Here is a 25,257-nt window from a genome sequence, read left to right on the forward strand (position 1 = left end):
TAATTTTTACGTATTTTTTTTGTTGTTATTGCCTGTTGAGGGTGTTTCTTTGTCCTTCAAGGTAGCAGCTTGTAATGCGGACTCTAACTCTTCAACTTTGTGGCGCAGTTCATTAAGCTCCTCAGCTGTGGCAAGATTCAACCCTTTGATGCGTTCTTCCACCTGACGGTTAAGCCAGATTTCCAGCTGATCACGGGCACTATCTGATCTTTTGAGAAGATCTTCAACAAATTCTTTGCCTTCTTCCTTGGTTAGGTTGCCCCGTTCGACCAGCTCTTTGCGAATTTCATCCAGCTTATCACGGGTAAGAAAAGCAGCTCCAACGCTGGTGTAGAGCATGTTTTTGAGTAATTCTTTCATGGTGATTCCTCCTTGAGTAGATATATTATTATTGTTATAACAAACAGATTGCTCCGTATTTGACTCTTGGATATAGATATAATTACACCTTTCGATCCAGCCCGGCCCTGAACTCCTCAAGACTGCTGCACAGCACAGCGGAGCGATGTAGACGCTTCAGGGTTTCGTAGTCTGTGATGCCTTCAACCAGTTCGCATAAATCAACAGTGGGCGGGCCAAAGCGGAGCGAAAGTACCTCAAGCAGTACGCCTCTTGTATTCAGCAGCATTCCCTGTTCGATTCCCTGTTCGATTCCCTGCAGCATCCCCTGTTCAATCCCCTGCAGCATCCCCTGTTTAATCCCTTTCTCAATACCAACCCGTTCCACACTGGTGATGTATTCCATGTCTTTTTCCTCCTCAATCTTATGCACTTCTTCTGTAAATATTTTTTCCAGTTCAGGCGGCAGCATGAGCAGCCAGTCAATAAAGCGGAACAGCTGTAATACATTTTTCCGTTCAAAGCCGCACTCGTAAAGAAGGCGTATCAGCCGGAGCTTCCACTGCTTGCGTTCCTCTCCTTTTCCGAGATCCAACTCTTGTGCCTTGAGATGGGCCATGACCACTACAGCAAAGGGATTCTTCGAACGCTCCAGTTTTTCCCAGTCTGCTTTGTAATCCAGCACCTTGACGGTCGGAAAATGAAATTCCGTCCGGCAGCCAAAGTGTTCGCGAACATGGGGACCAGGTCGAAATCCCGGATCTGGGTCGCTTAAAACACCCAGGCTGACCGTATCTTTATTGTAGCGGTCAAGAATACGATAATGGTAAATAAACATCCGTTCCGGGAAAACCGTATCCGGCTGTCCCTGTATCTCAACATGGATAAGCAACCAGGTTTCCCCTCCGTTGATCAGGAAAATCTGAACCAGCTTGTCCACATGCCGTCGTCCGGTTGCTGCGTCCCGGGTGATCTTCTGGAATTCCTTGTCCAGAAAGGTGTATCCGCATGACCAGTCTATGGCGGCGTGAATATCTGGAAAGAAGAAACCCATGAATTCGGGAAAATAGGCGTCGAGAGCCTCCTTCCACGGACTGTCGAAGTCCTGACGCTGTTCTGTCCGCATAATAATAAGCCTGTTTGCTGTTCACACTCTACTTTTTCTCAATATCCCGATGATACACAGTTAGCTCATCCTCTCTACCGAGAATATCGGTCAGTACTCCCCGAAGATATTCAACCACGGCAACGGAACGATGGCGTCCACCGGTACACCCTATAGCGCAGCGGAGTTCTTCGCGTCCTCCTGTTTTGTGGCTGTTCAGGGTTAATATGAGCAGAGGGGCAAGCTGTTTTAAAAATTCCTGACCAGTTGCGTTATCCAGAACATAGTGAGCTATTTGCTCTTTCAGACCAGTATGTTCCCTCAGGTGCTCTTCCCAGTAGGGATTGGGGAGAAAACGGACATCCCAGGCAATATTGGCATCAGGGTATCCGTGTTTAAAACCAAAGGAGTAAAGGGTTAATTTCATAATGAAAAATATAAAACCAGTCCCCCCTTTATTTTGAGGGGAGAGGTAACAAATATGCAATTTAAAATCAGGATGATGAACAGAGCAGTTTGATGTCTTCGGCTTTTTCGCTGATTCCCCGCTTCAACACTTCGTGATTATAAACAGAAATTACGTCCCGTCGTTTCAGTTTTCCCACAACCCACTGTTCTTTCATAGTTTCTACTACTGGGATTTCTTCTATTCCTTTGACATCAAAGAGCTGTATTGCATCAAAAAGATTATGATCCGGTGTCAGGGTGATAACATTGCGACTGCAAATAGCTCCAACCAGATGGCAACAGCGTTTTTCTTCATCTTGAAGAATGGTTTTAACATCCTGCATGGAAACGACCCCAACCATCTTGCCTTCATGATCAACCACTGGGAAATAGAGGGAATCTTTAGCAAGGGCAAAAAGGTCCAGCAGATTATTAATATTAGCTGTCTCGCTGATAAAATCAACATCTTCACTGATGGCCTTGCCCACAGGGATGGATTTCAGAATAGCCACTTCCCTTCCTTCATGGATATCAATTCCATCTCGGGTAAAGTCTACAGTATCAATAGAATCGCTGTAAAATTTCTTCGCTGTCACTGTTCCGATAATGGCGGTCAGCATCACCGGGACAATAATCATATAATTACCAGTCATCTCGACAAGCAGAAAAATCGCAGTCATGGGTGCGTGGGTTGAGGCTGCCAGAAAGGCACCAATACCTATTGTGGCATAGGCCCCAGGTGTTGCAGTGTGGTTGGGGAGCAGGGTGTGGACAATACCACCAAAGGCCCCGCCGATAACAGCTCCGATAAAAAGAGCAGGGGCAAAGACACCGCCAGCCCCTCCTGATCCAAGGGTTATGGCAGTGGCTATTGATTTTAAGGCGATCAGAGCCAACATCACCCAAACGATCCCATCACCAGTCAGAACTTCGGCAATATAATGATATCCATCTCCCATGACCTGAGGAAAAATGATCCCCATACTCCCTACCAGAAAGGCCCCAAAAATAGGTTTGATCTGCTCCGAAAGGGAGAGGTTGTGGAACCAGTCCCGGAGAAAATAAAAAAAACGGATATGGGCCACAGCCAACAGCCCAATTAAAAGCGCCATGATGGCATAGAGTGGGATTTCCACAATTGGGTTGACCATATAATAGTCTGGAATAGGAAAGATTGCCTCATTATTATAATAGGCTCGTGAAACCACTGTGGCCATAGCGGAAGCAACTACCAAGGCGGAAAAGGAAGAAATTTTATAGGTACCGAGCATGATAATTTCTGCTGCAAAAAAAATGCCAGCAAGAGGAGCGTTAAAGATTCCTGCAATGGCACCAGCACTGCCAGCAGCAATATAAACCTTCATTCGGGCTCCAGAGACTCTCAGTTTTTGGCCAAACTGAGATCCTAATGCGCCACCGATCTGAGCTGTTGGGCCTTCCACCCCAGCAGAATTCCCTGAGCCAATGGTGATGGCTGTGGCAACTATTTTGATAAAAATATTTCGGGCATTAAGTACCCCGTTCTCCAGGTTGACCCGACGAAGAAATTTGGTAAAACCATACCCGTTCACCTGTTTAGGAAAAAGAAGAGAAAGAGGAATAAGGAGAATCATGCCAGACATGGGAATCAGGGGAAGGAGGAGGCGGTTCCACCCTCCCTCATGAATATGGAGAAGCTCGGAACCGAGTTCAAAAATATATTTATGGACCAGTTCCACTGATTCACGAAAAATAATGATCACACCGCCTGCCAACAGGCCGATAACAGCGGCAGTTATGATAACAGCAGTGTTTTCGCCAGGTAGAAATTCTTTTAACTTATGCATCTTCTCTCCGGTACATCGCAGCCAAGCAGTTCAGCCTGGTGTAGAAAAAAATTATCTGTCATGCCAGCAAGGTAATCTCTCACAATAGCTGCCGGTGCGTGATTGTCACGATAGGTATGTGTCATGGAATGCCCAAAACTCCGCTCTGTTTTTTGGGACAACGGATCTGTAACGAGCTGATCCAGATAAGAGGAGAAAAGCTGTTCATAACAGCTGTGAATTCGCTTAAAATCCGGTTTAAAGAGCGGGTTACGATAGATGCGCTCATAGTTGAATTTTTTGAGTTCCAGCAATGCATCACCTACTTGTTCGCTGAATCCGATACAATCAGAACAAGGGCCAGGAGTATTTTGACGAAGGTGCAGATTATTGCTAATCAGGTCACTGACTAAGTTGTGGACAATGGTGCCGTTGCTCTTGCCCAATATTTCAGCACAGGTCTCTGGGATTTCCTGGCGTGTAATAAGGTCCAGTTCTATAGCATCTTCAATGTCACGACCGAGATAGGCCACAGTATCAGCCAGGCGTACCAGGCAGCCCTCAAGGGTCATGGGAACCAGGCTTTTTGAAAAGGCATCCTGTTCCAGCAGCTGGTCAAAATGAGAAAAGGTCTTTTCTCGTGATCGTTCCGGCACAAGTGCTGTACGGTTTGCCTCGCCATCATGGCAGAGAATTCCATCCAGCACCTGAAGGCTTAGGTTCCAGCCACGTCCTTGCTTTTCAATGCGGTCAAGGAAATGAACCGACTGGATGTTATGGCGAAAGCCAGGTAAGCCGTGGGCCTGGCAAAGTCGATCAAGAATATGTTCTCCCTCATGTCCAAAAGGGGGATGGCCAATATCATGGCCCAGAGCAATGGCTTCTATCAGGTCTTCATTCAAGCCGAGAAAACGGCCTGCTGTTCTGGCAATTCTGGATACTAATTGCACATGGAGAACCCGATGGGTGATATGGTCATTATCAATCAGGGAAAAAACCTGGGTTTTGTCAATATAGCGGGTATACGCTTTTGAATGAAGAATGCGGTCAGCATCTTTTGCAAAGGGTTGGCGATAGCCTTGTTGTCGTTCTTTTGTTCGGCGGATTTTCTCCTGACTGAGGCAGGCCAAAGGAGATAAACAGCTTTTTTCCTCTCTGGCAAGTTGATCTCGCACATCAGCAAGCAGCGGGCTCTCTTTATTCATTTTGTTATCCAATGTTTTTTAATGTTGCCTTGAGTTGCCGCCAAAATTTTTACTGTAGCAAAAAAACGGTTTCCTGCAAGCTACTTTTTTTAATATTGACATAATTGATGGTCAGGAGAAAAAAAATGTTAGGGGACTGGAGATGAAATATTCATGATCCTGTTCCCCCATAGCCTGTATGTTACGTATATGATTCAAGCCAGTAAGGTCACCGGTTGAAATATTTTTCTTCCTGTACTCAGGGATAATCTGTATTGATCAGATTTGTATTACTCAACACTGATTGCTTTTCTTTGAACACATACCGCTTTTTCAAAAATTACTCGGATTTTTTCTTGCTTCCAATGACGCAATAGGTACAATAGATCTTGATTCTATCTGAAGGTAACAGAGAGACATTGGGAATTATTTTTGTCCAAGGTTGGCAGCAACAGAATATTTATCCTTATCAGGAGAGTTTATGGACGTTGAAAAATTGCTGGGTAAGTTATTGCATGAAGCCACGGGTTCGGGCGGGAAACATTTTAAAAAGAAATACAAAAAACATAAAAAAAAGTATAAGGGAAAAAAGGGATATGTTCAGCACCACAGCTCCTCACATCAGGGTAAGAGTTCCTTGCTTGGTAACCTAACAGGTAACCTGACCTCTGGCAAGGGCTTGCTCACAGCCATTGGTCTGGGTGTAGGGGCTTATGAGATCTATCGAACAGGTCAACAGGCCAAACAGCGGCAGACAGCTGGAGGAATGGGTGCTCAGTACTCCCAGCCCTCTTACGCACCAGCAGGTCCGGCAGGCCCGACCCAAACTGCTCCTCCTCCGCCCCCACCCCCTCCGAGTCATATGCAACAGGCACAGGGTACGAGTCCTGCTCAACAAGAGCCTGTTGCTGTAGAACCTGCAATGGAACCAGTGCACACCGGACTCAGTGAACAGGACGTTGCCTGTCGCCTGATTCAGGTCATGGTGGGTGCGGCCCATGCAGATGGAACCCTTGATAGTGAGGAAGAAAAGGCAATCCTTGATCGTCTGCGTGATGTTGAGCTTGCTCAGGAAGAGAAGATGTTTCTCCTGGAAGAATTACATCATCCCCGCAGTATTGCTGATTTGACTCAAGGCATTGAAGATATCCGTCTGGGCCAGGCTATGTATGCTGTTGCTGCATCAGCAGTGAATATTGATACAGAGAGCGAGCGGCAGTGGTTTGATGAGCTGGGTACGGCATTGGGCCTGAGCCCGGAGGTCTGCCAGTTCATTGAGGAGAACCAGTAGGATCCACCGTAGGGGCACGGCATGCTGTGCCCCTACTCAGCCATTAAGGCCCTGAGCACATAGGGGAGAATGCCTCCGTGTCGGTAATAGCTGACCTCAATATCGGTGTTCAGTCTGACCAGGGCTGTAAAGACAACTATGCTCCCATCTGCCTTTGCAGCCTGCACCTCAAGCTCCTTTCCTGGTTCCAGAGCAGCAAGTCCGTTCAGGGTAAAGACCTCTGAGCCGTCCAGGCCCAGTTCCTGCCAACTTTCCCCCTGGCTGAACTGAAGCGGCAACACCCCCATGCCCACCAGATTACTGCGATGGATGCGTTCGTAGGACTCTGCAATAACCGCCCTGACCCCAAGAAGCTGGGTGCCCTTGGCAGCCCAGTCACGGGAAGAGCCTGTGCCGTATTCCTTACCAGCTAACACCACCAGCGATGTTCCTTCCTCCTGGTACTGCATTGCTGCATCATACACCGACATCTCCACGTCTTCTGGGAACTTGCGGGTAAAGCTTCCCTCCCTGGGCGCAACCAGTTGATTCTTTATCCTGATATTGCCAAAGGTGCCCCGCATCATGACCTCATGATTGCCCCGTCGTGACCCGTAGGAATTAAACTCCCTGGTACTGACACCCTGTCCCAGGAGATACCGGCCTGCCGGGTATGTCTCCGGGATTGCTCCGGCCGGGGAGATATGATCAGTGGTCACTGAGTCACCCAGCAGGAGCAAAGCCCGTGCCGTGATACTGTCTTCCCCTGAACTGGTCTCTTGCTGGAATGCTGTGAAATAGGGCGGGTTCTTGATATAGTTGGACGCAGCATCCCAGGGAAAGGTGGTCTCTTCTGCCACGGGCATGGCCTGCCAGCGTGTATCCCCCTCAAAGATACCTGCATAGTTGTGCTGAAAAAGCTCTGCACTGAGATGCTGGCTGATAAGGGCTTCTATCTCCGCCGCATCCGGCCAGAGATCAGCAAGCAGCACCGGGTTGCCGTTGCCATCCAGGCCAACAGGCTCCTTCTCCATATCCACATCAATCCGACCACACAGGGCAAAGGCCACAACCAGCATGGGCGAGGCCAGGAAGTTCCCCTGGATCTTCTGGTGGATCCGGGCCTCGAAGTTACGGTTGCCTGACAGGACAGCGGCCACAGAGAGGCCATTGTCTGTAATAGCCTGTTCAATATCCGGGTGCAGAGGCCCACTGTTGCCAATGCAGGTGGTGCAACCAAAGGCCGCAATATGAAAGCCCAGTTGCTCCAGAGGCGAAAGGAGGTCAGCCTTGCGGAGATAGTCTGCAACCACTGTGGAGCCTGGGGTAAACGAGGTCTTAACATGGGCTGGCACCGTGAGGCCGCAAGCAACCGCCTTTTTTGCCAACAGGGCCGCACCAATCAGGCCAAAGGGATTGGAGGTGTTGGTGCAGGAGGTAATCGCTGCAATAACAATGCTGCCGTTACGCAGGGCGATCTCCTGGTCATCAATGCGCAGGGCAACGGTTTTTTCTTCAGCAGGCGTGACTGTGGCTTTCAGCTCCCTGACCGGAATCCTGTCCTGGGGGCGGGATGGGCCAGCCAGGCAGGGTTCAACACTGCCCAAGTCAAGCTCAATGATCTTGCTGTACTCTGGTATTTCATAGCCATTATAGAACAGGCCGGTTTCCTTGGTATAGGCCTCTGTGATGCGGGCCTGCTCTGCCCGATTGGTCCTTTTCAGGTACTGGATGGTGTGTTCATCCACAGGGAAGAAGCCCATGGTGGCCCCGTATTCAGGACTCATATTGGCTATGGTGGCCCGATCCATAACATTAAGCTGTTGGCTGCCTTCACCAAAGAACTCAACAAACTTTTCCACTACCTTTTGTTCGCGCAGGATCTGGGTCACGGTCAAGGCCAGATCCGTGGTGGTGACCCCAGGCCTGAGCCTGCCCGTCATATGTACGCCAACCACCTCGGGGATAGACATGAAGTAGGGTTGGCCCAGCATGACGGCCTCGGCCTCAATGCCTCCTACGCCCCAGCCCATGACCCCGGCCCCGTTGATCATGGTGGTGTGCGAGTCTGTGCCCACCAGGCTGTCTGGGTAGAGGAGCAGGGAATCCCCTTGCTGCCTTTGCATGATGATGCTGGCAAGGTATTCCAGGTTCACCTGGTGACAGATACCAGAGTTGGGTGGTACGGCCCTGAAGTTGTCAAAGTTATGCTGGGCCCACTTGAGGAAGGCATAGCGTTCGTTATTGCGTTGGTACTCCTTGACCACATTCTGTTCCAATGCCTGTGCTGTCCCGTAATGATCCACCTGCACAGAGTGATCCACTACCAGGTCCACCGGGATCAGCGGGTTGATCTTCCGAGGATCACCTCCCTGTGCCTTGATCGCATCCCGCATGGCAGCCAGATCGACTACTGCCGGAACCCCGGTAAAGTCCTGCATCAGGACACGGGCAGGATGAAAGGGGATCTCCACCGGATCTATGTACCAAGGCTTCCAGTTGCTGATCTGCTCCAGGTCCTGCTCAGTCACGGTGGTGCCGTTCATCTTCCGGAGAATGTTCTCTACCAATACCCGGATGGAGAAAGGCAATCGGCCAATATTTACGCCCTTATTGACGAGTAGCTTGGGATTATACAGGCTGTACGATGTGCCGTTCACTTCAATTTTTTGCAGGAACTCCTGATTGCTCATCTTGATCTCCTTTACTGATTTTTTGTTTCCATCCTGTGATCTCTACTCAACCAACCTGCATATTCTATTATTCCGGCCTGCTCATTTGTAACTACCATATTTTTAAAACAAACTCAACTGTTTCCCAGTACGTTTTTTCTTTCGTTGCTTCTGCAAAATCAAAGGATTCTGTAAAAGTTCAGGTGGAATCTCACTCAGGAAAGGGGAGGGCGTGCGCTGCTCAAGCCCGGAAAAGCCCAGTCGTTCCTTAGCTCCGGTGAGATAGAGCACTTCCGCAGCCCGGGTCATGCCGACAAAGAAAAGACGTCGTTCCTCCTGGATATGTTCCAGTTCCGCTTCCTTGCTCAGCTCGCTCCGGGAAGTCAAGGGGAGCAACCCATTTTCACAACCCACCATAAACACAGCTCGGAACTCCAGCCCTTTGGCCGCATGGAGGGTAGCCAACAGTACGGATTCGGCTCGTCCATCATAAATCAGGTTATCCTGATGCTTGCGCAGATGGTCAGCAAAGGCAGACAGGGAAGATGCAGAGGCAGCCATTTGGCAAAAGCGAACCAGGTCTGGATCATCCCGGTTGAGCTGAAACTCTTCACAGAGCAGATTTACAGCCTTGGCAGCAGTTTTTTGTTGTATCATTTGCGATGCAAGTTCCTGAAAGGCAGCAATTCGTTTTTGCAGATTTTTAGGCAGGTCAGCTGCGTTGGCAGCAAGAGTGTCCAATGGCGCCCCCTTCTTTTCTGCACTGAGCACGGCCTCAGCAGCAGTTATCCCCTTGGCACCGATGCCCTTTTCCTGAGCCAGCAAAAAGAGCAGTTCTGCTGCATCAATGTGGTCCGTAGACAGCAGGATCCAGTAATAAAGCTGCTTGCTTTCCCTGCGCTGATAAAAGGGCTGGACATCAACCACCTGACAGGGAATGGTGCGTTCAGCCAGGGCTTGGGCAATAGTTTCGGCCTGACGGGCTGTCCGGTAGAGCACTGCAATTTCAGATAAAGCTAAGCCGCCTTCGTTACCGAGAATTTGATCAATCTCCCGATGGGAGGTGCCGCCGATGAGCTGCTGGATTTGCCCGGCAATGAAGTTGGCCTCTGCTTTGGCATGAGGGGCAAGATAGCGGAAGATAGTGCCCGGATGCTCTGAGACTGCGGTTGTCCTTGTTTCCTGCTCTTCATCAACGTGATTGGCTGTAATTACCGCTCCTGCGGCCTGGAGAATATCCGCCCCGCTCCGGTAGTTTATTGCCAGCTGATGGAATTCGGGTTCCTGCTCCGTGATAAAATGCTGAAACCAAGCAGGCCGGGAGCCACGAAACCCGTAAATAGCCTGATCCGGGTCGCCAATAGCAAAGACCGTGGCTGTCTCTGCCAGCAGGCGCACCAACTCATACTGGGCCGCATTGAGATCCTGGAACTCATCCACCAGCAGATGGACTGTGGCTGCACGTAGTTCTTCGCTGAAATTTTTATCATTATGAAGCAGGGTAGTGCAGGCCGGGACAATTTCGTCCAGGTCCAGCAGGCTATGCTCGCGGAGGTACGCAAAATATGGGCGCAGGGTTTCCGGGCAGGCAATCGGCTCTGGCAGCATCCTTTGTTCAGCCAAAAAGAGGCCCGCTTCACGCCGGAGTTTCCTCCGTTCCTGCTCAGAGAGTTGCGGGTATTGTTTTCGGAAGATCCAGGTCCGCATCTCTGGACCAGCTAACTGGAGGGCAGGATCATGACTGCACAGCCAGTGGACACAGAAGCCATGAAAGGTATCCACTCGGACACAAGGGGGGCCGCTATCCTTGCTCTTTTCCCCGCATTTTTTCGGGTCCAGCAAAGCCAGCCGCTGCTGGAGTTCATTTGCAGCCTTATTGGTAAAGGTGATCACGGTAATGGCCTGCTGTCCTGATCCCAGCAAGCGATTCATCCGCTGGACCAGGGTATGGGTTTTACCTGTACCTAGTCCGGCCTGAACAATGATCCGAGGGGCCAGACTGTCCACGGCAGCCTGTTGCTCCAGGTTGAGTTCCCTCTTGGCCTGCATAGGACGTACCTGGCTCTTTTTCCACCTGATCACCTTCTTTACAGGGGACTTCTTGCGGGCCTTAGCCGGGGTCATACCAAAGAGATTGAGCTGACCTGCCAGCTGGTCCCGCTCTTCCTCTTCAAAGACCCGGATCACTCCGAACTCACCGTCAAAGCCGGGTTTACGAATGACCTTGTTCTCTCGTACCCGCTGAATCGCCGTGCCCAGCAAGGGCGAGGCCGTGTTCAGCTCCTCTACGGGGGTCTCCAGCAGGATTCCAAATTCTGAGCCGAAGCTATTGATCAGCTTGCCATAGACCGTGTTCACCTTCTTGGTGGCGGGTCCGCAGTTAAAAAGCTCGCCCAGCATTTCCTGGAGGGGAATCAGGCTGTGGACAGCTGGTGATCCCTTGGGCCAGACTGGTTTTTTCCGGTCTGCCAGTTCCATAACCCGATACAGCACCCCAATGGTCATGGGCCTGCCGCATTCCGGGCAGATGCCCTCGGCTTCCACGGTTTGGGCTGGTTCCAGGCAGACCCCGCATTTGCGGTGGCCATCACAATGGTATTTACCTTCTTCCGGGTAGAATTCCACAGTGGCCTGAAAACGTTGCTCGCCGCTTGCATCAACTGGATTACGCATGGCCTCCTTGAGGCCAGGGAAACTGCGTTCGGTAGCAAAAATATTGGCCTCCCGGCCCAGCTTGGATGGAGAATGGCAGTCTGAATTGGAGATCAGGGAGAAGCGATCCAGGGCCGAGATATAGCGGTTCATCACCGGGTCAGAAGAAAGACCGGTTTCCAGGGCAAAGATCTCGCTGCTCAGGTCGTCAAAGCATTCCTCAATAGCATTAAAGCCGGATTTGGATCCAAACAGGGAAAACCAGGGAGTCCAGATATGGGCAGGCACCAGAAAGCCTTCCGGGGCCTGCTCCAACAGGATTTCCAAAAGGATCCTGGAGTCCAGGCCAAGGATAGGGCGTCCGTCAGAATGGAGATTACCGATTCCGGCCAGCACAGTATTGATCCGGCGGGCTGCCTCCAGATCCGGTACATAGAGCAGGTTATGGATCTTGCGCACCTTACCGCCTCGTTTATAGATGGAGCTGATCTCAGCACTGAGGAGGAAACGAATTTTTGAGCAGTCCGGTTGGACACCCGGTGGCAGAATAGAGGCCAGCTCGGCAAAGTCGGGCTGTTTCTTCAGGCGAAAGAGGCCCGGCTCTGCGGGTTCCAGGTTATCAACCAGATGGGCAAACCAACCCGGATGGGTGAAATCGCCGGTGGCAATAAGGTCGATACCCTTAATGGCGGCCCAGGCTGCCAGACCATGCAGGTTGCTGGCCTTGCTGGTGGCGCGGGAGTAGAGGGAGTGGATGTGGAGGTCAGCGATAAAAGGAAAAGGTATGGAGGGCATGGTATCTGCTACTGGGCTGGGGTTGGTTGAATTCCCGATGTCAGGGGCTTATGCGGGAGCAATGTAAAGCCATGTGCAGGGGATGTCAACCCCAACCCCCCTATCATCAGTTCACACCATTTATTGAAGAGTTGGGTTTGCACTGTTTGTAATTGTATAAAAAAGCTCAAAACACCTGTTGACCTGAAATGCACTTTGTGGTACCTCTTATCTAATTTTCTAGTTTTTAGATCCTGATTTTTGATCAGGACGTTGATCCAGGCCTTGAGAGATAAAAATATTCTCATTCCCTGTTTCCAAAGGTAGTCAAAAAGAGGCCAAAACCCTATTGGCCAGTGAACAAACGTCTCAAAGGAGAGAGGAACGATGAAGAAATTGGTTATTCTTGGAGCGGGCTGTGCAGGAACAATGGTTGCTAACAACCTGCGCAAAAAGCTGGACCGTGAAGAGTGGTCCATCACCATTATAGATAAAGATGATAGGCATATTTATCAGCCTGGCCTGATCTTTATTCCCTTTGGTATGTACAAGCCCGAAGAGATTATTCGCACCCGCAGTGAGTTTATCGGCAAGGGCATTAATTTTGTCATTGATGAGATTGTCGGTGTTGATACAGAGACGCAAGTCGTTGAGACCACAGCAGGGAAATATGAATACGACAAAGTCATTGTTTGTTCCGGTGTCGGCCTTGCTCCGGAAGAAGTTCCGGGCATGATGGACGGTTGGCATACCAAGATTTTTGATTTTTACACCCTGGAAGGAGCGACAAAGCTGGAAAAGGCACTACGCAGCTTTAAGAGCGGCAAGATGGTGCTGGATATTGCGGAATTCCCCTATAAGTGCCCTGTTGCTCCGTTGGAATTTGTCTATCTTGCTGACTGGTACTTTACCGAGCGAGGGGTTCGTGATGATATTGAAATCCAGTTTGTCACCCCTATGACCGGTGCTTTTACCAAGCCCAAGGCATCTGCCTATTTTACCAAAATGATGCACGAAAAGAACATCAAGGTCACTGCCGATTTTATCCTTGCCGAAGTTGACTGCAACGACAACAAGCTGATCTCGGCAGCTGGTGATGAAATTGAGTGGGATCTGCTTGTTTCCATTCCACCCAATGTGGGGGCCCGCTATCTGGTCAATTCCGGGGTTGCGATGGATGAAGTGGGATACGTTAAAACGAACAACCATACCTTGCAGGCGGAACACCATAAAAATATGTATGTCCTTGGCGACAACACAACCATTCCCACCTCCAAGGCCGGTTCTGTAGCCCATTTCTCTGCCGAGATCATGATAGAAAATTTCATGCGCGAGATCAATGATGAGCCGGTTCGGCCCGATTATGACGGTCATTCCAACTGCTTTATTGAAACCGGCTTTGGTAAGGCCTCACTCATTGACTTCAACTATGAGTACGAGCCGCTTCCTGGTAAATTTCCCCTGCCCGGCCTGGGACCCTTTACTCTCCTTGGTGATACCAAGGCCAATCATTGGGGCAAAATGATGTTCAAATGGGTATACTGGAATAAACTGCTGACTGGTGAGGAATTGCCGCTTGAGGCTCAGATGTCTCTTGCGGGTAAGGTTCAGGAATAAGGGAGAGCATCATGACCAATGAAGAGAAGATTCTCGCCCGCCTTGATGAACTTACCGAGGAAGTGCGGGAAGCCAAACGTGCTGTCAGACCCTATGCGGAGCTGAAGCAGGAGTTGGAGCCCCTGGTTCACTCCATGGTTCATGAGGCCACAGCCCGTCTGAGTGGTCTGGATAAAAATGTTGACCTGGAAGATGTCGGAGAGATGGTGGGCCAGTCTCTGGCTTCCAGTAAAAATATTACTGAAGCCCTTAAAAGCCTGAACAGTATTATGGATTTTAAAAGGGATTTTGAGCCGTACGGCAACGATATGTTTCAAGAGCTGGCCCTTCGCCTGCACACAGCTCTCCAGGGCTTTGATGGCGAAAATCTGCAGGAGTTGCTCAGGCAGTTTATCGTTAATATGGGGAATATGGCCGAGATGATGAAGCTGCTCAGTTCTTTTATGGACATGAGACGGGATGTAGCTGAGTTGAGTGGGCCTGTGGTTGACGAAATGGTTGAACGTCTGGAAGCCCTGAAGCAACGTGGTCTGTTTGATGATTTTAGCCAGATGATGGAGATCGGCGAGCGGGTCAGCACCAGGGTTAAGGCAATTGACCTTGACGAAGTCAAACCGGTCAAAGGTGTTTTTGGCATGATGTCTGCTATGAAACGCCCGGAAGTACAGGAAGGGCTTGGTATCCTGATGGAGCTGGCAGCGGTTATGTCGGTCTTGAAAAAGCCTCAAGCAGAGGCTTCTCAGGATTCTTGTTCCCAGGATTGCTGTTCTGGCTCGGCCTGATTGTTGTTTTCTTATTTACAGGACAGGATCTGGTTTTCTGATCACTTGATTCTGTCCTGTGACTCCCTGATGATCGTTACAAAGTGGAACCCGGTTTCGCTTTCACCTGAAAAACTCTCTTCTTTTAGGTTAAAACCTACTTCATTAGCAAGAGGGTAAAAACGATTATATGACTGTTCGTCGAAAGCATATGCGGCACCCCGTTTTATTCCATTGACTATTTCACCAAATCTGGTTTTCTTTATTGTTGTTTTCTTTGCAGATTCTGGTGATACAAAATTTATGAAGTTTTTCATCTCTTGTTCTGAACCAGAGATTACGCAAGCATCACCATCGCACATGACTTCTGTTTTTGATTTGTAAGCGAAATAGCCGATTACCTTGCTGTCACGATGCATATTTATACCTTTTTGTTTTATGGTTTAACGTGTGTCCCTGATTTACCGAAAAATGTAAGAAAGATTTATAGGTTAGCTAAATCATAATCTTCGGTTTCAGATGTAAAATCAAAGATCAGGTAATCTCCCTTTTTATAGATAGTCCAACTGTCTCCGATGCAATATTTACTTGCCAGAGCCAAATCTATTAATTTTCGTGGAATCCTCAAAAGAAGCTGATGTGTTTCCCAGTTAGTGACATATAAAAATGCATCAAAATATTTTTCCACCAGTTTTAATGTCTTAATCCAATTGCCAGCCGCCTTCATAGCATGAAGGATATACAGTAGCATCAACAACAGCATTCAGGAGACGGTTAAAAAGGCATCCGGGTTTTGTTCCGCTATCCTCAGCAAAGATTTGGCCGGGCCTTTAGGATTTCTCCTGCCCTGTTCCCAATCCTGCAGCGTCCTGACACTGACCCCCATCAAATTTGCAAAAGCAAGCTGTGAGAGCTGCAGCTTCTCCCTGATTGTTCGCGGTGGAGAAGGTTCGGACAGCCGGGAGGTTCTCAAGGAAAGATTCCCTTTCTTGTATTCTTTGATTTCTTTCACTCCCTCCAGAATCTCAAGCCCTATATTTCTTTCACCCATTTTTGATCTCCTGTACAATTTTTTTAAGGATATGAGCGGGGATATTTTCTTTTTCATTTTTGGAATATACAGTCAGCATCCAGATTTCATCTTCGGATTTCTTCCAGTAATAGATGACCCGAAGTCCACCTCTCTTCCCCTGTCCTTTCGCAGCCCAGCGCAATTTTCTTACCCCGCCTCCCGAAGGGACAACTTTGCCCGATTCAGGGTGTTCTTTGAGAAAAAGTTACAGAGCGGAATACTCGTCATCGGAAAGGTATTCCAGAATATATTGAGTAAAAATTGAGGTCTCTATAAAAAGCATACTATTTATTATTACGGCAATGCCGTATCCATGTCAAGAGAGAACTATCAAGGCACGGCTCCCTCAGCAACTCCAACAAAAAATCCCCTGCCGCCCCCACATTCTCCGCCCCCTCAGCCGTCATCCCCTCCTGCAACGCAAAAGATACCCCACCTATTTCCAGCATATAGGCGGGTGGGGTCTTTCCATAGAGCTGGGAGCAGAGAGCCAGCACAGCGCCTGGCGACATGGCATGGGTGGTAAAGGAAACAGAGGGATCAGGCTCCAGTCGGTAAAAGCTGAAGCGATCAACCGGGTTATGGGTGGCATCGGCAAAGATGACGATATCATGCTCGCTGAGGAGCAGGGCATCTTCCACATTGAGCTGATAATTACTGTCCGTGGTCACGCCGGGCAGGGCTGCTGCCCGGATGCGTTCTGCCAGGGCAACACCGGCCCCATCATCTTCCCTGCCCGGATTGCCGAATCCGTAGACCAGCACCTTAGTAGACGCAGAGGGCGATCTCACATACCCTTCCTTTGCTGATCAAGGACAGCTCCTGCGGCATCGTAGAGGGTGACCTCCAGGGGCATCTGGCCCATGGCATGGGTAGCGCAGCTCAGGCAGGGATCATAAGCGCGGATGGCCACCTCAACCGCGTTCATCATCGGCTCGGTGATTTCAGCCTTGCCGGTCATCTGAGCAACAGCTGCCGCATTGACGGCCCGGTTCATGGGTTCGTTATTATTGGTGGTTGAGACAATGAGATTGCACATGGTGATCAGATCCTGTTTATTGACCTGGTAATGGTGGAACAGGGTGCCTCGGGGTGCCTCAAGCAACCCGATACCCTCACCGCATCGCTCACCCTTGGTGACCAAATCGGTGTTTTGGAGATCCGGGTCAAGGAGCAGCTCCTTCATCATCTCCGCCGCATGCAGGGTCTCGATCAGGCGTGCCCAGTGGTAATGCATACTCATATGATTGGGCTTGCCCTTGGTGTAGGCGCGGAACTGCTCAAAGGCCGCCTGGGCCTTGGGCGAGGGGATGAAGTCGCAGACATTGAGCCGGGCCAGCGGACCAACCCGGTACCAACCGTCCTTCGGCCCCAGTTCCTTAATATACGGGAACTTCATATAGCTCCAGGAACGAACCTCTTCCGCCACCACATCCAGATAATCCCGGCTGTCCACATCATTGACGATCCGTTTGCCTTCTGGATCAACAGCACGCAGAACCCCGTGATAGAGATCAAGTGCCCCGTCCGGGCGAACCAGCGACAGGTGGTTGGAGGGAAAGGCGGCAAAGCCGTCCAGAAACTCGGTATGGCTGCTGTGATAATCAAGGAGCAGGGCAATGGCCGCTTCTGACCACTCTATCATCTTGTCGGCAGAGAGATCAGGATTGCTGTTGATGCCATTGAGAAAGGCGTCCCGAGCTTCCAGGCTGAGATTTTTATTAATGCCGCCGGGGATAGCACCGGTGCCGTGGATTTTCTTGCCAGCAGTGGCCGCGATGATTTCCTGCCCGTATTTACGCATGAGCACAGCCTGTTTAGCCAGCTCGGTGTGCTCCATAATAACCCCGATCACATTGCGTTTCTCAGGATCAGCGTCCATACCGAAAAGGAGGTCCGGCGAGGCCAGATGGAAGAAGTGGAGGACATGGGATTGAAAGATCTGGCCGTAATGCATGAGGCGACGCATCTTCTCTGCCACCGGGGTCAGGCCGTTGCCAGCTCCGGCTCCCACAATCATGTCCATAGCCTTGGCCGCAGCCAGATGATGACTGACCGGGCAAATGCCGCAGAGTCGCTGGACCAGTACCGGTGCCTCCCAAAAGGGGCGGCCACAGACAAAACGTTCAAAGCCGCGAAACTCGACAATATGCAACCTGCTTTCTGTCACCTGCTGGTTATCATCCAGATGAATGGTGACCTTGCCATGCCCTTCAACCCGGGTGACCGGTTCAATGGTAATTTTTTGTGCCATAATGGTTTATCAGCTCCGATTCCTGGGTTGCTTAATCAAATTTAATGACTTCATAGGGGAGTTTCGCTTCCTGACCAGTGACCAGGGCAGTTAATGCCCCGTAGATCAGATCAGCCCTGGGTGGGCAGCCGGGAAGGAAATAATCCATCTTCACAATCTCGTGACAGGGATATACCTTGTCCAACAACGCAGGCAGTTCTGCATCGTTGGGCAGAATTTGCTCCGGGTTTGCCTGGGCCGTGGACGGACTGTTCAGATAGGCTTCTTCCAAACATTCCTGGATGGGAATATTATTGCGCATGGCTGGTAATCCGCCCATGATGGCGCATTCGCCCACGGCCACCAGAATACGGCAATGTTTGCGGAAATCGCGCAGGGTATGGATATGCTCATCATTGCAGCATCCGCCTTCAATCAACGCGATATCACAGTCCTGCTCAAAGGTCTTGATATCGTTAATCGGGCTTTTGCCCCAGTGAACCAACTCGACAAGATCAAGAATGCGTTCATCTATGTCAAGAAAAGACATGTGACAGCCGAAGCAGCCTGCCAGGGAAGCAGTGGCAATAATCGGTTTCTTCATGATTTTTCTCCGTTGCAGGTTGTGCAGACCGTCTCCGAACCGATGGGATTATGATCGTATTTCCGCTGACCAAAGGGGGTGTCAAAGCCCTTTTCTTTGCGGATGATCGCTCCTACCGGACAGATGTGCATAGCCTGTTGGGCTTGCTCTTCCGAGATGTTTTTGACCAGCTCTTCATCCATGATAATCCCGCTTTTATCCCCTCGCTTGGTAAAGCCAAAGAGCTGTTTCCCGTCCTCGGTCGTGATAGCCAGTACGCAACGTCGGCAGAGGATACAGCGGTTGCGGTCAAAAAGGAGTTTAGGAGACTCGGCATTGACCTCACGGGAGCTAAAGGCATAGCGAAATCGGGGCGAGAGCATCTGATAGCGATAGGCCAGGGCCTGGAGATCGCAGGAGCCGCTTTTTTCGCAGGAGGGGCAGAAATGATTGCCCTCAACAAAGAGCAGCTCGACAATGGTTTTGCGCAGGTCGTTGAGTTCCTCGGTGTCATTCTCCACAATATAATCCTGGGCAACCGGGGTGGTGCAAGCCGCCATAGTACGACCGTTCACCCTGACCGTGCAGATGCGGCAGGTTCCTGGGGCAATATCCGATTTCAGCCCGTTTTCCTTGTCTGCATGCAGGGCGCAAAGGGTGGGAATATATATACCGTTTTCACAGGCAGCCTGGAGGATGGTTTGGCCTGTCTTTGCCTGGATTTCCTGTCCGTCAATGGTTAGGGTAATTGTCTCACTTGATGTTTCAATCGTTTCACTCATAACTGTTCCTCCTCTTTCTCCCTGGTCTCCTTGGACGCTGATGTTCTGCCCACCGCAGCATTGGCTGCCTTGATCGAAGCCTCCAGGTCAAAGACCCGGATATCACTCTGTTCAGGGATCAGGGCCTCATAGAGATGGGGAAAATTATCCATAGTATTGAGGATAGGATGGGGCGCAGTATGGCCCAAACCACATTTGGTGGTTTTTTTCATGACTTCACTCAACTGGCGCATGGATGTGAGATCTTCCCGCGTGCCCTGACCCTGCCTGATGCGGCGCAGGGTATTGCGCAACATCCAGGTACCGGACCGGCAGGGGCCACAAGAGCCGCAGGACTCGTCCGTGAAAAACTCCATAAAATTATCAATAATGGCCAGCAGATCATGTTGCTTTCCAATGATGATGATTGCACCGGCTGAGGAGCAGCCCTCAAAGCTGATCATGGTGTCCCTGGCGTCAGCATTGAGGCAATGCCCGGAAGGGCCACCCACCTGCACGGCCTGTGGATCTCTGGCACCGGCCATATCCAGCAGTTCACCAATGGTGATACCAAACTCGACCTCGTAGATGCCGGGCCGGTCGCAGTCTCCGGAGATGGACAGCACCTTGGTGCCAGTGGATTCCTCAGTGCCCATATTGCTGAACCAGTCAGCCCCCTTATCAATGATCTGGGCTGCCGAGGCAAGGGTCTCCACATTATCAATGACCGTGGGCATTGCCCGGTAACCGCTTTGGGCCGGGAAGGGAGGGCGGTTTCTTGGCTCGCCCCGTTTGCCTTCAGCAGATTCCAGCAGGGCGGATTCTTCGCCGCAGACATAAGAGCCAGCGCCCAGCTGCACCCGGATGTCAAAATCAAAGCCTGCCTTGCCTGCAATATCTTTACCCAGCAGGTTATCGGCGCGCATCTGCTCCAGCACCTGTTCCAGATATTCCCTGAGATAGGTGTATTCTCCGCGCAGATACAGGGAACCGGTTGTGGCCCCGACCGCATAGGCACAGATAGCCATGCCTTCAAAGAGGAGTTCTGCCCGTTCGGTGAGCAGCACCCGATCCTTAAAGGTGCCGGGTTCGCCTTCATCGGCATTGGCGACCACGCAGCGTTCCGGCCCTTGGGCCTTGGCGCAGAATTCCCATTTCATGGCCGTGGGGAAACCGGCCCCGCCCCGTCCCCGTAGCTTGGAGGCTTTGATCTGGGAAAGAATATCTTCCGGGGATTGCGTAGCGCATTTTCGCAGGGCAACCCCAACTTCATATGGGCCTAAACATACTGGTCCAGCCTTTTGGATATTATTGCGGACCATAGAATGGATAGCAGGGAGGCTATTATTCCCGTCCCCATATTCTCTGTGTTTTCTGGCCATGTCCTGGACAGACAAGCCTTCCTGCATATCTTTGACCAAGGCACGGGCCTTTTCCGGGGTCAGGCAGGTAAAGACAACCCTGTTGATCAAGGCGGCGATCTCTTGATCGCCCATGCCGATGTCTGCTGTGACAAAGAGGCCGATACGTCCATCTTCTGTTACAGAATCAATGGAACAGCCTGCGGCCTCGCTGAAAGCGGCAGCAACCTCTTCATAGCCCTGCATAATGGCAACCGGGCCATTATTGAGGTAGATAGTGTATTCCCCGCGTGGTGTCTCGGAAAGGAAATGATAAAAGGAAACAGTTTGGTGGATATCAGCCCAGGACAGTCCCACTTGCTGGGCCAGCTGCCGGGTAACATCATCAGTGACGCAACGCTCCTGGGCCTGCACATCAATGAGTATGTCGAGCAGGCGGTTCGGGTCGTTATCATACTTTGCAGCAATATCTGAAATAGCGGCAATGTGTTCGGACATAAAGTTCTCCCTGTTGAAGAATGGCTTGAAAAGCTTACCGCATGGTACCATGCTTCTTTTATTTTGCAAAAAAAATATCTGGGGTAAATCGCGGTTCAGACCTATTGCCTGGGCCTGTATGGAAACAGGCCCTCATCAAATTTGATAAGTTAGGGTAAGCTGGCGGTGTAGCCTGCCTCGGTGATGGCCTGTATCACGGCCTCCGGCTCACCACCTTGCACGGTGACCTTGCCGGCTTCCAGGTCGACGTTGGCGGCTGTTACGCCAGCAACAGACCGGGCTGCCTCGGTAACAGTAGCTTCGCAATGTTTGCAGCTCATGCCTTCTACCTTGAGGGTGTAGGATGATTGATCAGTCATAGGGTTCTCCTTTGTTGAGGTTATACATTCAAAGGCCATGATATGGGTGGCTTGCTGGGCCAGCATGGAGTCAGGCCTGAATCAGATTGATCGGCTTAGGTTTGTGCGTTAAAGAGGGTACGTTTTACCCTGGCAGATTTTGTTTTTTTCGACCAACCTACTTGTTGAAGAGTTCAGCATGAGTACCAAGACGTGCCGGTCGGAGTTCAAAATCAGTGATTGTATAGATCAGGAGCCAATCCGGTTGAATATGACATTCCCGAAAATCCTGCCAGACACCTTTGAGTTTATGGTCTCTGCAGGTGGGAGGAAGTGGTTCCGGAATAGCAAGCTGTTCAAGAATATCCTGGAGTTTTTGGAGATCACGACCCTGTTTAATTGCTCTTTTCAGATCCTTCTTGAATCGTGTTGTCGGTCGGATGGGAAGCATTATTCTTCGCAGTCAGTCAGCATATCCTGCACATTGCTGTACAGTGTTCCTTTGCCGTCTCGGGCATCCTGCATAGCCTGAGCAGTTTCTTCTGTGGGAATCCTAACATCAAAAGGCAATCCGTTATACGCTATGATCTGGCGGTAAAAGAGTTCATACGCTGTTGAAATGGAAATGCCGAGTTCTTTTAAGATGCTTTCTGCCTGTTCTTTTACTTCCGGTGAGAGCCGAGCGTGGGCCATTGCTGTTTTTGCCATAATGTCCTCTCTGATGAAGAATGGAGATATTGTCTAGCATAATGATAGACAGTAGCCAGATTCATGTCAATGAGCAAAATACATATAACCCATATCTTTATAGCTGCCCTCTTTGCAAACAGCCGCCAGTACTTCTTCAAGGCTTATTTTTTCGGTAACGCCCTAATCCCTGGTCAAGCTGCGATAGCGAATCCGATGGGGCTGATCTGCTTCCGCGCCCATCCGCTTTTTATAATCCTGTTCATATTCCGAGTAATTACCCTCAAACCAGACCACCTTGGAATCGCCCTCAAAGGCCATGATATGGGTGGCAAGGCGATCAAGAAACCAACGGTCATGGCTGATGATAACCGCGCAACCGCCGTAATTCTCCAGGGCCTCTTCCAGAGCGCGCAGGGTGTTGACATCCAGATCATTGGTCGGCTCATCAAGCAGTAAAACATTCCCGCCCTCTTTGAGCATCATGGCAAGATGGACCCGATTACGCTGACCACCGGAGATCTCTGAGACCTTATTCTGCTGGGCAGAGCCGCTGAAGTTGAACTTGGCCACATAAGCACGGGCATTGATCTCCTGGGTACCCAGCCAGATGGTATCCTGGCCCTCGGAGATGGTCTCAAAGATGGTTTTATCGGGATCAAGATTATCACGGCTCTGATCCACATAGCAGAGCTTCACGGTCTCGCCGATGCGGATACTCCCCTCATCCGGCTCTTCCTGACCAGTGATCATCCGAAAGAGGGTGGTCTTGCCCGCACCATTGGGGCCGACAATACCAACGATCCCGCCCGGCGGCAAAGAAAAGGAAAGATCCTCCACCAGGATACGATCACCATAGCTCTTGCTGATCCCCTCGCCCTCAATAACCACCTTGCCCAAGCGGGGACCGGGCGGAATGTAGATCTCCAGCTTCTGCACCCGCTCAGAGGTATCCTGATTAAGGAGTTGCTCGTATTGATTAATACGGGCCTTGGCCTTGGCATGCCGTCCCTTGGGACTCATGCGAATCCATTCCAGCTCCCGTTGCAGAGTGCGCTGTCGCTCGCTCTCCTTTTTCTCTTCCTGAGCCAGACGCTTCTGTTTCTGCTCCAGCCAGGAGGAATAGTTGCCCTTCCAGGGTATACCGCGCCCCCGATCAAGCTCCAGAATCCAACCAGCCACGTTATCCAAAAAATAACGATCATGGGTCACCGCGATGACTGTTCCCTCGTAGCGTTGGAGATGATGCTCCAGCCAGGCCACGGACTCAGCATCCAGATGGTTGGTGGGTTCATCCAGGAGGAGGATATCCGGCTTTTTGAGCAGGATGCGACACAGGGCCACCCGGCGTTTTTCACCACCGGAGAGAACTCCGATTCTGGCCTCAGCAGGGGGACAGCGCAGGGCATCCATAGCCATTTCCAGGCGGCTGTCCAGGTTCCAGGCATCAGCAGCATCCAGCTGGTCCTGCACCTCGCCCTGGCGGTCAATCAAGGACTGCATGGCATCGTCGTCCATGGGTTCGGCAAATTTGGCATTGATCTGGTTATATTCTTCCAGCAGATCAACAATCCCCTGCACGCCCTGCTCGACAATATCCCGCACGGTCTTGTCCGGGTCAAGCTCTGGCTCCTGCTCCAGCATGTCCACGGTAAAACCCTCGGAAAGAAGGCTCTCGCCCTCAAATTCCTTGTCCTTGCCTGCCAGGATACGGAGCAGGGTACTCTTACCCGAGCCGTTCAGGCCCAAGACACCGATCTTGGCGCCGTAGAAATAGGAGAGGGAGATATCCTTGATGACCACCTGGTCCTTATACTTTTTACTGACCTTAATCATCGAATAGATGATTTTATTCGCTTCTTGTGCCATATTTTTTGTTCTGTATTGAATGAGGTTATTGACCGCCCTGGGTCGCTCGAACTTGTTGTGCTCGTCCGGCGGGAACCAAGCGGCTGGAAGATTTGTTCAGCGTTACTGTCTGTTCATAAACTGTATCTTGTTTTTTTGCGAAGGATTTCTGCATGAATTTTGGAGGAGGTTTTTTGTCAGGGGATAAACTGGATCGTTGTAATTCGTTTCTTGAATTTTTTCAAGGCATGCGCTAGATAAAGTGTTTTGACTATCGCTTCAGGGAGTTTGTCCTTTCGTTGGGAGCATTGTTGTAGGGATATTGGATAGGTTTTGCTTACAAATCATGAGAAAAGCGATGCTTTTTGTTCGCAAACAAAAGGTTGTTGTTAATCAACGAAGGAGTTTTGTTAAACAGCGAAGGAACGTTTGCTATCAACAAAAGGTGTTTGGTAACAAACAAGGAGTTGTTTGTTGCTAACAAAAGGTTGTTTATTATCAAGAGAAGGTTATTTGTTACAAACAGAAGGTGTTTGATAATCAACGAAGGAGTGTTTGCTCCTGACAGAAGGTTGTTTGCTACCAACAAAAGGTTGTTGTTAATCAACGAAGGAGCGTTAGTTAACAAGAGAAGGTTGTTGGTAACAAATAAGGAGTTGTAAAGTCGATAGCATGGAAAATCACCACTTATAAATACTGGTTAAGTGCAATAAATAAAATTAATGCAAATCGAAATTCCTGGGAAATTGTATAAAGATTTTCTTGATCATATTCAGGAGGATTATTTATCTTATAATGTTTCTGAGCATGTCCAGCAAGTAATTATCCAACACCTCATGCAACGTTGCCACCCTGGTTATGACACTGACAGTTTAACTAAATGCGGTACAAGTAGCCAATTAAGACAGGATATTAACCGTGCTACATGTGGAGAAGATTGGAAAGACCATAGTCTTTATCAAGAACGTTTCTTGTGTATAGATATTGATAATTTTAAAAGATTTATTGATATAAATGGTCTTCCTGCCGGTGACGAAATTCTCGTCGATATTGCTAACAAGTTAAGAGCTACTTATCCAAAGCAAAAAATTTATCGGGTTGGGAGTGACGAGTTTGTTGTCATTCAGCAATTCCCGAACCCCTCTCAAATGCTGAAATAGCATAGTTGAACAAAAATATTTTCGTAAACATTTTTTATTCGTGTTTGACATATCAAACGTTTTGGGTCAATACTCTCTGCAAAAAAAATG

The 25,257-nt window shown here is 50.0% G+C and carries 23 protein-coding genes and 1 pseudogene; 4 read left to right on the forward strand and 20 right to left on the reverse strand.

Features of this window, described 5'->3' with window-relative positions; translation table 11 throughout:
• Nucleotides 1-6: 6 nt before the first annotated feature.
• The 5 genes from L2082_RS05665 to L2082_RS05685 form a co-directional block, all read right to left on the reverse strand.
• A complete protein-coding gene (locus L2082_RS05665) occupies nucleotides 7-360 on the reverse strand; it encodes a phasin family protein (RefSeq protein ID WP_446010107.1) in 354 nt (117 codons plus the stop codon).
• A gap of 82 nt (nucleotides 361-442) precedes the next feature.
• A complete protein-coding gene (locus L2082_RS05670) occupies nucleotides 443-1,465 on the reverse strand; it encodes a hypothetical protein (RefSeq protein ID WP_446011521.1) in 1,023 nt (340 codons plus the stop codon).
• A 28-nt stretch (nucleotides 1,466-1,493) separates the two neighbouring features.
• Complete coding sequence (locus tag L2082_RS05675) at nucleotides 1,494-1,871, reverse strand: RapZ C-terminal domain-containing protein (RefSeq protein ID WP_446011522.1); 378 nt, start codon at nucleotides 1,869-1,871, stop codon at nucleotides 1,494-1,496.
• A 67-nt stretch (nucleotides 1,872-1,938) separates the two neighbouring features.
• A complete protein-coding gene (locus L2082_RS05680) occupies nucleotides 1,939-3,717 on the reverse strand; it encodes a chloride channel protein (RefSeq protein WP_446011523.1) in 1,779 nt (592 codons plus the stop codon).
• Nucleotides 3,705-4,901: a deoxyguanosinetriphosphate triphosphohydrolase family protein gene (locus L2082_RS05685; RefSeq protein WP_446011524.1), complete on the reverse strand. Its 1,197-nt coding sequence runs from the start codon at nucleotides 4,899-4,901 to the stop codon at nucleotides 3,705-3,707. Before L2082_RS05685 ends, L2082_RS05680 begins: the two co-directional genes overlap by 13 nt.
• Nucleotides 4,902-5,361: 460 nt before the next feature.
• Here L2082_RS05685 and L2082_RS05690 point away from each other — a divergent pair, with 460 nt between their 5' ends.
• Nucleotides 5,362-6,171: a DUF533 domain-containing protein gene (locus L2082_RS05690; protein WP_446011253.1), complete on the forward strand. Its 810-nt coding sequence runs from the start codon at nucleotides 5,362-5,364 to the stop codon at nucleotides 6,169-6,171.
• 32 nt (nucleotides 6,172-6,203) lie between these two features.
• On the opposite strand, the gene acnA is transcribed toward L2082_RS05690, so the two are convergent.
• Complete coding sequence (gene acnA, locus L2082_RS05695) at nucleotides 6,204-8,843, reverse strand: aconitate hydratase AcnA (RefSeq protein WP_446011525.1); 2,640 nt, start codon at nucleotides 8,841-8,843, stop codon at nucleotides 6,204-6,206.
• A 102-nt stretch (nucleotides 8,844-8,945) separates the two neighbouring features.
• Nucleotides 8,946-12,269 carry a UvrD-helicase domain-containing protein gene (locus L2082_RS05700; protein ID WP_446010038.1) on the reverse strand — a complete coding sequence of 1,108 codons (3,324 nt, stop codon included), beginning with the start codon at nucleotides 12,267-12,269 and terminating at the stop codon, nucleotides 8,946-8,948.
• A 366-nt stretch (nucleotides 12,270-12,635) separates the two neighbouring features.
• Here L2082_RS05700 and sqr point away from each other — a divergent pair, with 366 nt between their 5' ends.
• Both sqr and L2082_RS05710 read left to right on the forward strand, forming a co-directional pair.
• On the forward strand, nucleotides 12,636-13,865 hold the full coding sequence (sqr, locus tag L2082_RS05705) for a type III sulfide quinone reductase, selenoprotein subtype (protein ID WP_446010037.1): 1,230 nt from the start codon (nucleotides 12,636-12,638) through the stop codon (nucleotides 13,863-13,865).
• 11 nt (nucleotides 13,866-13,876) lie between these two features.
• A complete protein-coding gene (locus L2082_RS05710; RefSeq protein WP_446010036.1) occupies nucleotides 13,877-14,647 on the forward strand; it encodes a DUF1641 domain-containing protein in 771 nt (256 codons plus the stop codon).
• A 41-nt stretch (nucleotides 14,648-14,688) separates the two neighbouring features.
• Here the strand turns inward: L2082_RS05710 and L2082_RS05715 are convergent, their stop codons facing one another.
• From L2082_RS05715 to ettA, 13 genes and pseudogenes are all read right to left on the reverse strand, one after another.
• Nucleotides 14,689-15,045: a hypothetical protein gene (locus L2082_RS05715; protein ID WP_446010035.1), complete on the reverse strand. Its 357-nt coding sequence runs from the start codon at nucleotides 15,043-15,045 to the stop codon at nucleotides 14,689-14,691.
• A 65-nt stretch (nucleotides 15,046-15,110) separates the two neighbouring features.
• Complete coding sequence (locus L2082_RS05720; protein WP_446011526.1) at nucleotides 15,111-15,353, reverse strand: hypothetical protein; 243 nt, start codon at nucleotides 15,351-15,353, stop codon at nucleotides 15,111-15,113.
• A 36-nt stretch (nucleotides 15,354-15,389) separates the two neighbouring features.
• The gene (locus tag L2082_RS05725; protein ID WP_446009733.1) at nucleotides 15,390-15,677 is read right to left on the reverse strand and encodes a helix-turn-helix domain-containing protein; all 288 of its coding nucleotides are present in this window, start codon (nucleotides 15,675-15,677) and stop codon (nucleotides 15,390-15,392) included.
• Nucleotides 15,670-15,849 (reverse strand): annotated as a pseudogene (locus tag L2082_RS05730) (type II toxin-antitoxin system RelE/ParE family toxin); the annotation flags it as partial. The gene L2082_RS05725 and the pseudogene L2082_RS05730, both read right to left, overlap by 8 nt.
• A 133-nt stretch (nucleotides 15,850-15,982) precedes the next feature.
• Nucleotides 15,983-16,489 carry a hydrogenase maturation protease gene (locus L2082_RS05735; protein WP_446009734.1) on the reverse strand — a complete coding sequence of 169 codons (507 nt, stop codon included), beginning with the start codon at nucleotides 16,487-16,489 and terminating at the stop codon, nucleotides 15,983-15,985.
• Nucleotides 16,486-17,952: a Ni/Fe hydrogenase subunit alpha gene (locus L2082_RS05740; RefSeq protein WP_446009735.1), complete on the reverse strand. Its 1,467-nt coding sequence runs from the start codon at nucleotides 17,950-17,952 to the stop codon at nucleotides 16,486-16,488. The genes L2082_RS05735 and L2082_RS05740 overlap by 4 nt, the downstream gene beginning before the upstream one ends.
• 31 nt (nucleotides 17,953-17,983) lie before the next feature.
• Nucleotides 17,984-18,538: an NADH-quinone oxidoreductase subunit B family protein gene (locus L2082_RS05745; protein ID WP_446009743.1), complete on the reverse strand. Its 555-nt coding sequence runs from the start codon at nucleotides 18,536-18,538 to the stop codon at nucleotides 17,984-17,986.
• A complete protein-coding gene (locus L2082_RS05750) occupies nucleotides 18,532-19,296 on the reverse strand; it encodes a 2Fe-2S iron-sulfur cluster-binding protein (RefSeq protein WP_446009736.1) in 765 nt (254 codons plus the stop codon). Before L2082_RS05750 ends, L2082_RS05745 begins: the two co-directional genes overlap by 7 nt.
• A complete protein-coding gene (locus L2082_RS05755) occupies nucleotides 19,293-21,134 on the reverse strand; it encodes an NADH-ubiquinone oxidoreductase-F iron-sulfur binding region domain-containing protein (RefSeq protein WP_446009737.1) in 1,842 nt (613 codons plus the stop codon). The genes L2082_RS05750 and L2082_RS05755 overlap by 4 nt, the downstream gene beginning before the upstream one ends.
• 149 nt (nucleotides 21,135-21,283) lie before the next feature.
• Nucleotides 21,284-21,559, reverse strand: coding sequence for a heavy-metal-associated domain-containing protein (locus tag L2082_RS05760; RefSeq protein WP_446009738.1), 276 nt, complete (start codon nucleotides 21,557-21,559; stop codon nucleotides 21,284-21,286).
• A 91-nt stretch (nucleotides 21,560-21,650) separates the two neighbouring features.
• Complete coding sequence (locus tag L2082_RS05765; protein ID WP_446011527.1) at nucleotides 21,651-21,923, reverse strand: type II toxin-antitoxin system RelE/ParE family toxin; 273 nt, start codon at nucleotides 21,921-21,923, stop codon at nucleotides 21,651-21,653.
• Complete coding sequence (locus L2082_RS05770; protein ID WP_446009740.1) at nucleotides 21,923-22,180, reverse strand: type II toxin-antitoxin system RelB/DinJ family antitoxin; 258 nt, start codon at nucleotides 22,178-22,180, stop codon at nucleotides 21,923-21,925. The genes L2082_RS05765 and L2082_RS05770 overlap by 1 nt, the downstream gene beginning before the upstream one ends.
• A gap of 162 nt (nucleotides 22,181-22,342) precedes the next feature.
• A complete protein-coding gene (gene ettA, locus L2082_RS05775) occupies nucleotides 22,343-24,028 on the reverse strand; it encodes an energy-dependent translational throttle protein EttA (protein ID WP_446009741.1) in 1,686 nt (561 codons plus the stop codon).
• 701 nt (nucleotides 24,029-24,729) lie between these two features.
• Between ettA and L2082_RS05780 the strand changes: the two genes are divergently transcribed.
• Nucleotides 24,730-25,167 (forward strand): GGDEF domain-containing protein, encoded by a 438-nt coding sequence (locus tag L2082_RS05780; RefSeq protein ID WP_446009742.1) that lies wholly within the window; start codon nucleotides 24,730-24,732, stop codon nucleotides 25,165-25,167.
• The last annotated feature ends 90 nt before the right edge of the window (nucleotides 25,168-25,257 follow it).

It is taken from the genome of Candidatus Electrothrix sp. (assembly GCF_052785085.1).

Bases quoted from the DNA above. Each gene is read 5' to 3' on its own strand.
- L2082_RS05665 (WP_446010107.1), bottom strand. From the start codon at position 360: ATGAAAGAATTACTCAAAAACATGCTCTACACCAGCGTTGGAGCTGCT.
- L2082_RS05670 (WP_446011521.1), bottom strand. From the start codon at position 1,465: ATGCGGACAGAACAGCGTCAGGACTTCGACAGTCCGTGGAAGGAGGCT.
- L2082_RS05675 (WP_446011522.1), bottom strand. From the start codon at position 1,871: ATGAAATTAACCCTTTACTCCTTTGGTTTTAAACACGGATACCCTGAT.
- L2082_RS05680 (WP_446011523.1), bottom strand. From the start codon at position 3,717: ATGCATAAGTTAAAAGAATTTCTACCTGGCGAAAACACTGCTGTTATC.
- L2082_RS05685 (WP_446011524.1), bottom strand. From the start codon at position 4,901: ATGAATAAAGAGAGCCCGCTGCTTGCTGATGTGCGAGATCAACTTGCC.
- L2082_RS05690 (WP_446011253.1), top strand. From the start codon at position 5,362: ATGGACGTTGAAAAATTGCTGGGTAAGTTATTGCATGAAGCCACGGGT.
- acnA (WP_446011525.1), bottom strand. From the start codon at position 8,843: ATGAGCAATCAGGAGTTCCTGCAAAAAATTGAAGTGAACGGCACATCG.
- L2082_RS05700 (WP_446010038.1), bottom strand. From the start codon at position 12,269: ATGCCCTCCATACCTTTTCCTTTTATCGCTGACCTCCACATCCACTCC.
- sqr (WP_446010037.1), top strand. From the start codon at position 12,636: ATGAAGAAATTGGTTATTCTTGGAGCGGGCTGTGCAGGAACAATGGTT.
- L2082_RS05710 (WP_446010036.1), top strand. From the start codon at position 13,877: ATGACCAATGAAGAGAAGATTCTCGCCCGCCTTGATGAACTTACCGAG.
- L2082_RS05715 (WP_446010035.1), bottom strand. From the start codon at position 15,045: ATGCATCGTGACAGCAAGGTAATCGGCTATTTCGCTTACAAATCAAAA.
- L2082_RS05720 (WP_446011526.1), bottom strand. From the start codon at position 15,353: ATGAAGGCGGCTGGCAATTGGATTAAGACATTAAAACTGGTGGAAAAA.
- L2082_RS05725 (WP_446009733.1), bottom strand. From the start codon at position 15,677: ATGGGTGAAAGAAATATAGGGCTTGAGATTCTGGAGGGAGTGAAAGAA.
- L2082_RS05740 (WP_446009735.1), bottom strand. From the start codon at position 17,952: ATGGCACAAAAAATTACCATTGAACCGGTCACCCGGGTTGAAGGGCAT.
- L2082_RS05750 (WP_446009736.1), bottom strand. From the start codon at position 19,296: ATGAGTGAAACGATTGAAACATCAAGTGAGACAATTACCCTAACCATT.
- L2082_RS05755 (WP_446009737.1), bottom strand. From the start codon at position 21,134: ATGTCCGAACACATTGCCGCTATTTCAGATATTGCTGCAAAGTATGAT.
- L2082_RS05760 (WP_446009738.1), bottom strand. From the start codon at position 21,559: ATGCTGGCCCAGCAAGCCACCCATATCATGGCCTTTGAATGTATAACC.
- L2082_RS05765 (WP_446011527.1), bottom strand. From the start codon at position 21,923: ATGCTTCCCATCCGACCGACAACACGATTCAAGAAGGATCTGAAAAGA.
- L2082_RS05770 (WP_446009740.1), bottom strand. From the start codon at position 22,180: ATGGCAAAAACAGCAATGGCCCACGCTCGGCTCTCACCGGAAGTAAAA.
- ettA (WP_446009741.1), bottom strand. From the start codon at position 24,028: ATGGCACAAGAAGCGAATAAAATCATCTATTCGATGATTAAGGTCAGT.
- L2082_RS05780 (WP_446009742.1), top strand. From the start codon at position 24,730: ATGCAAATCGAAATTCCTGGGAAATTGTATAAAGATTTTCTTGATCAT.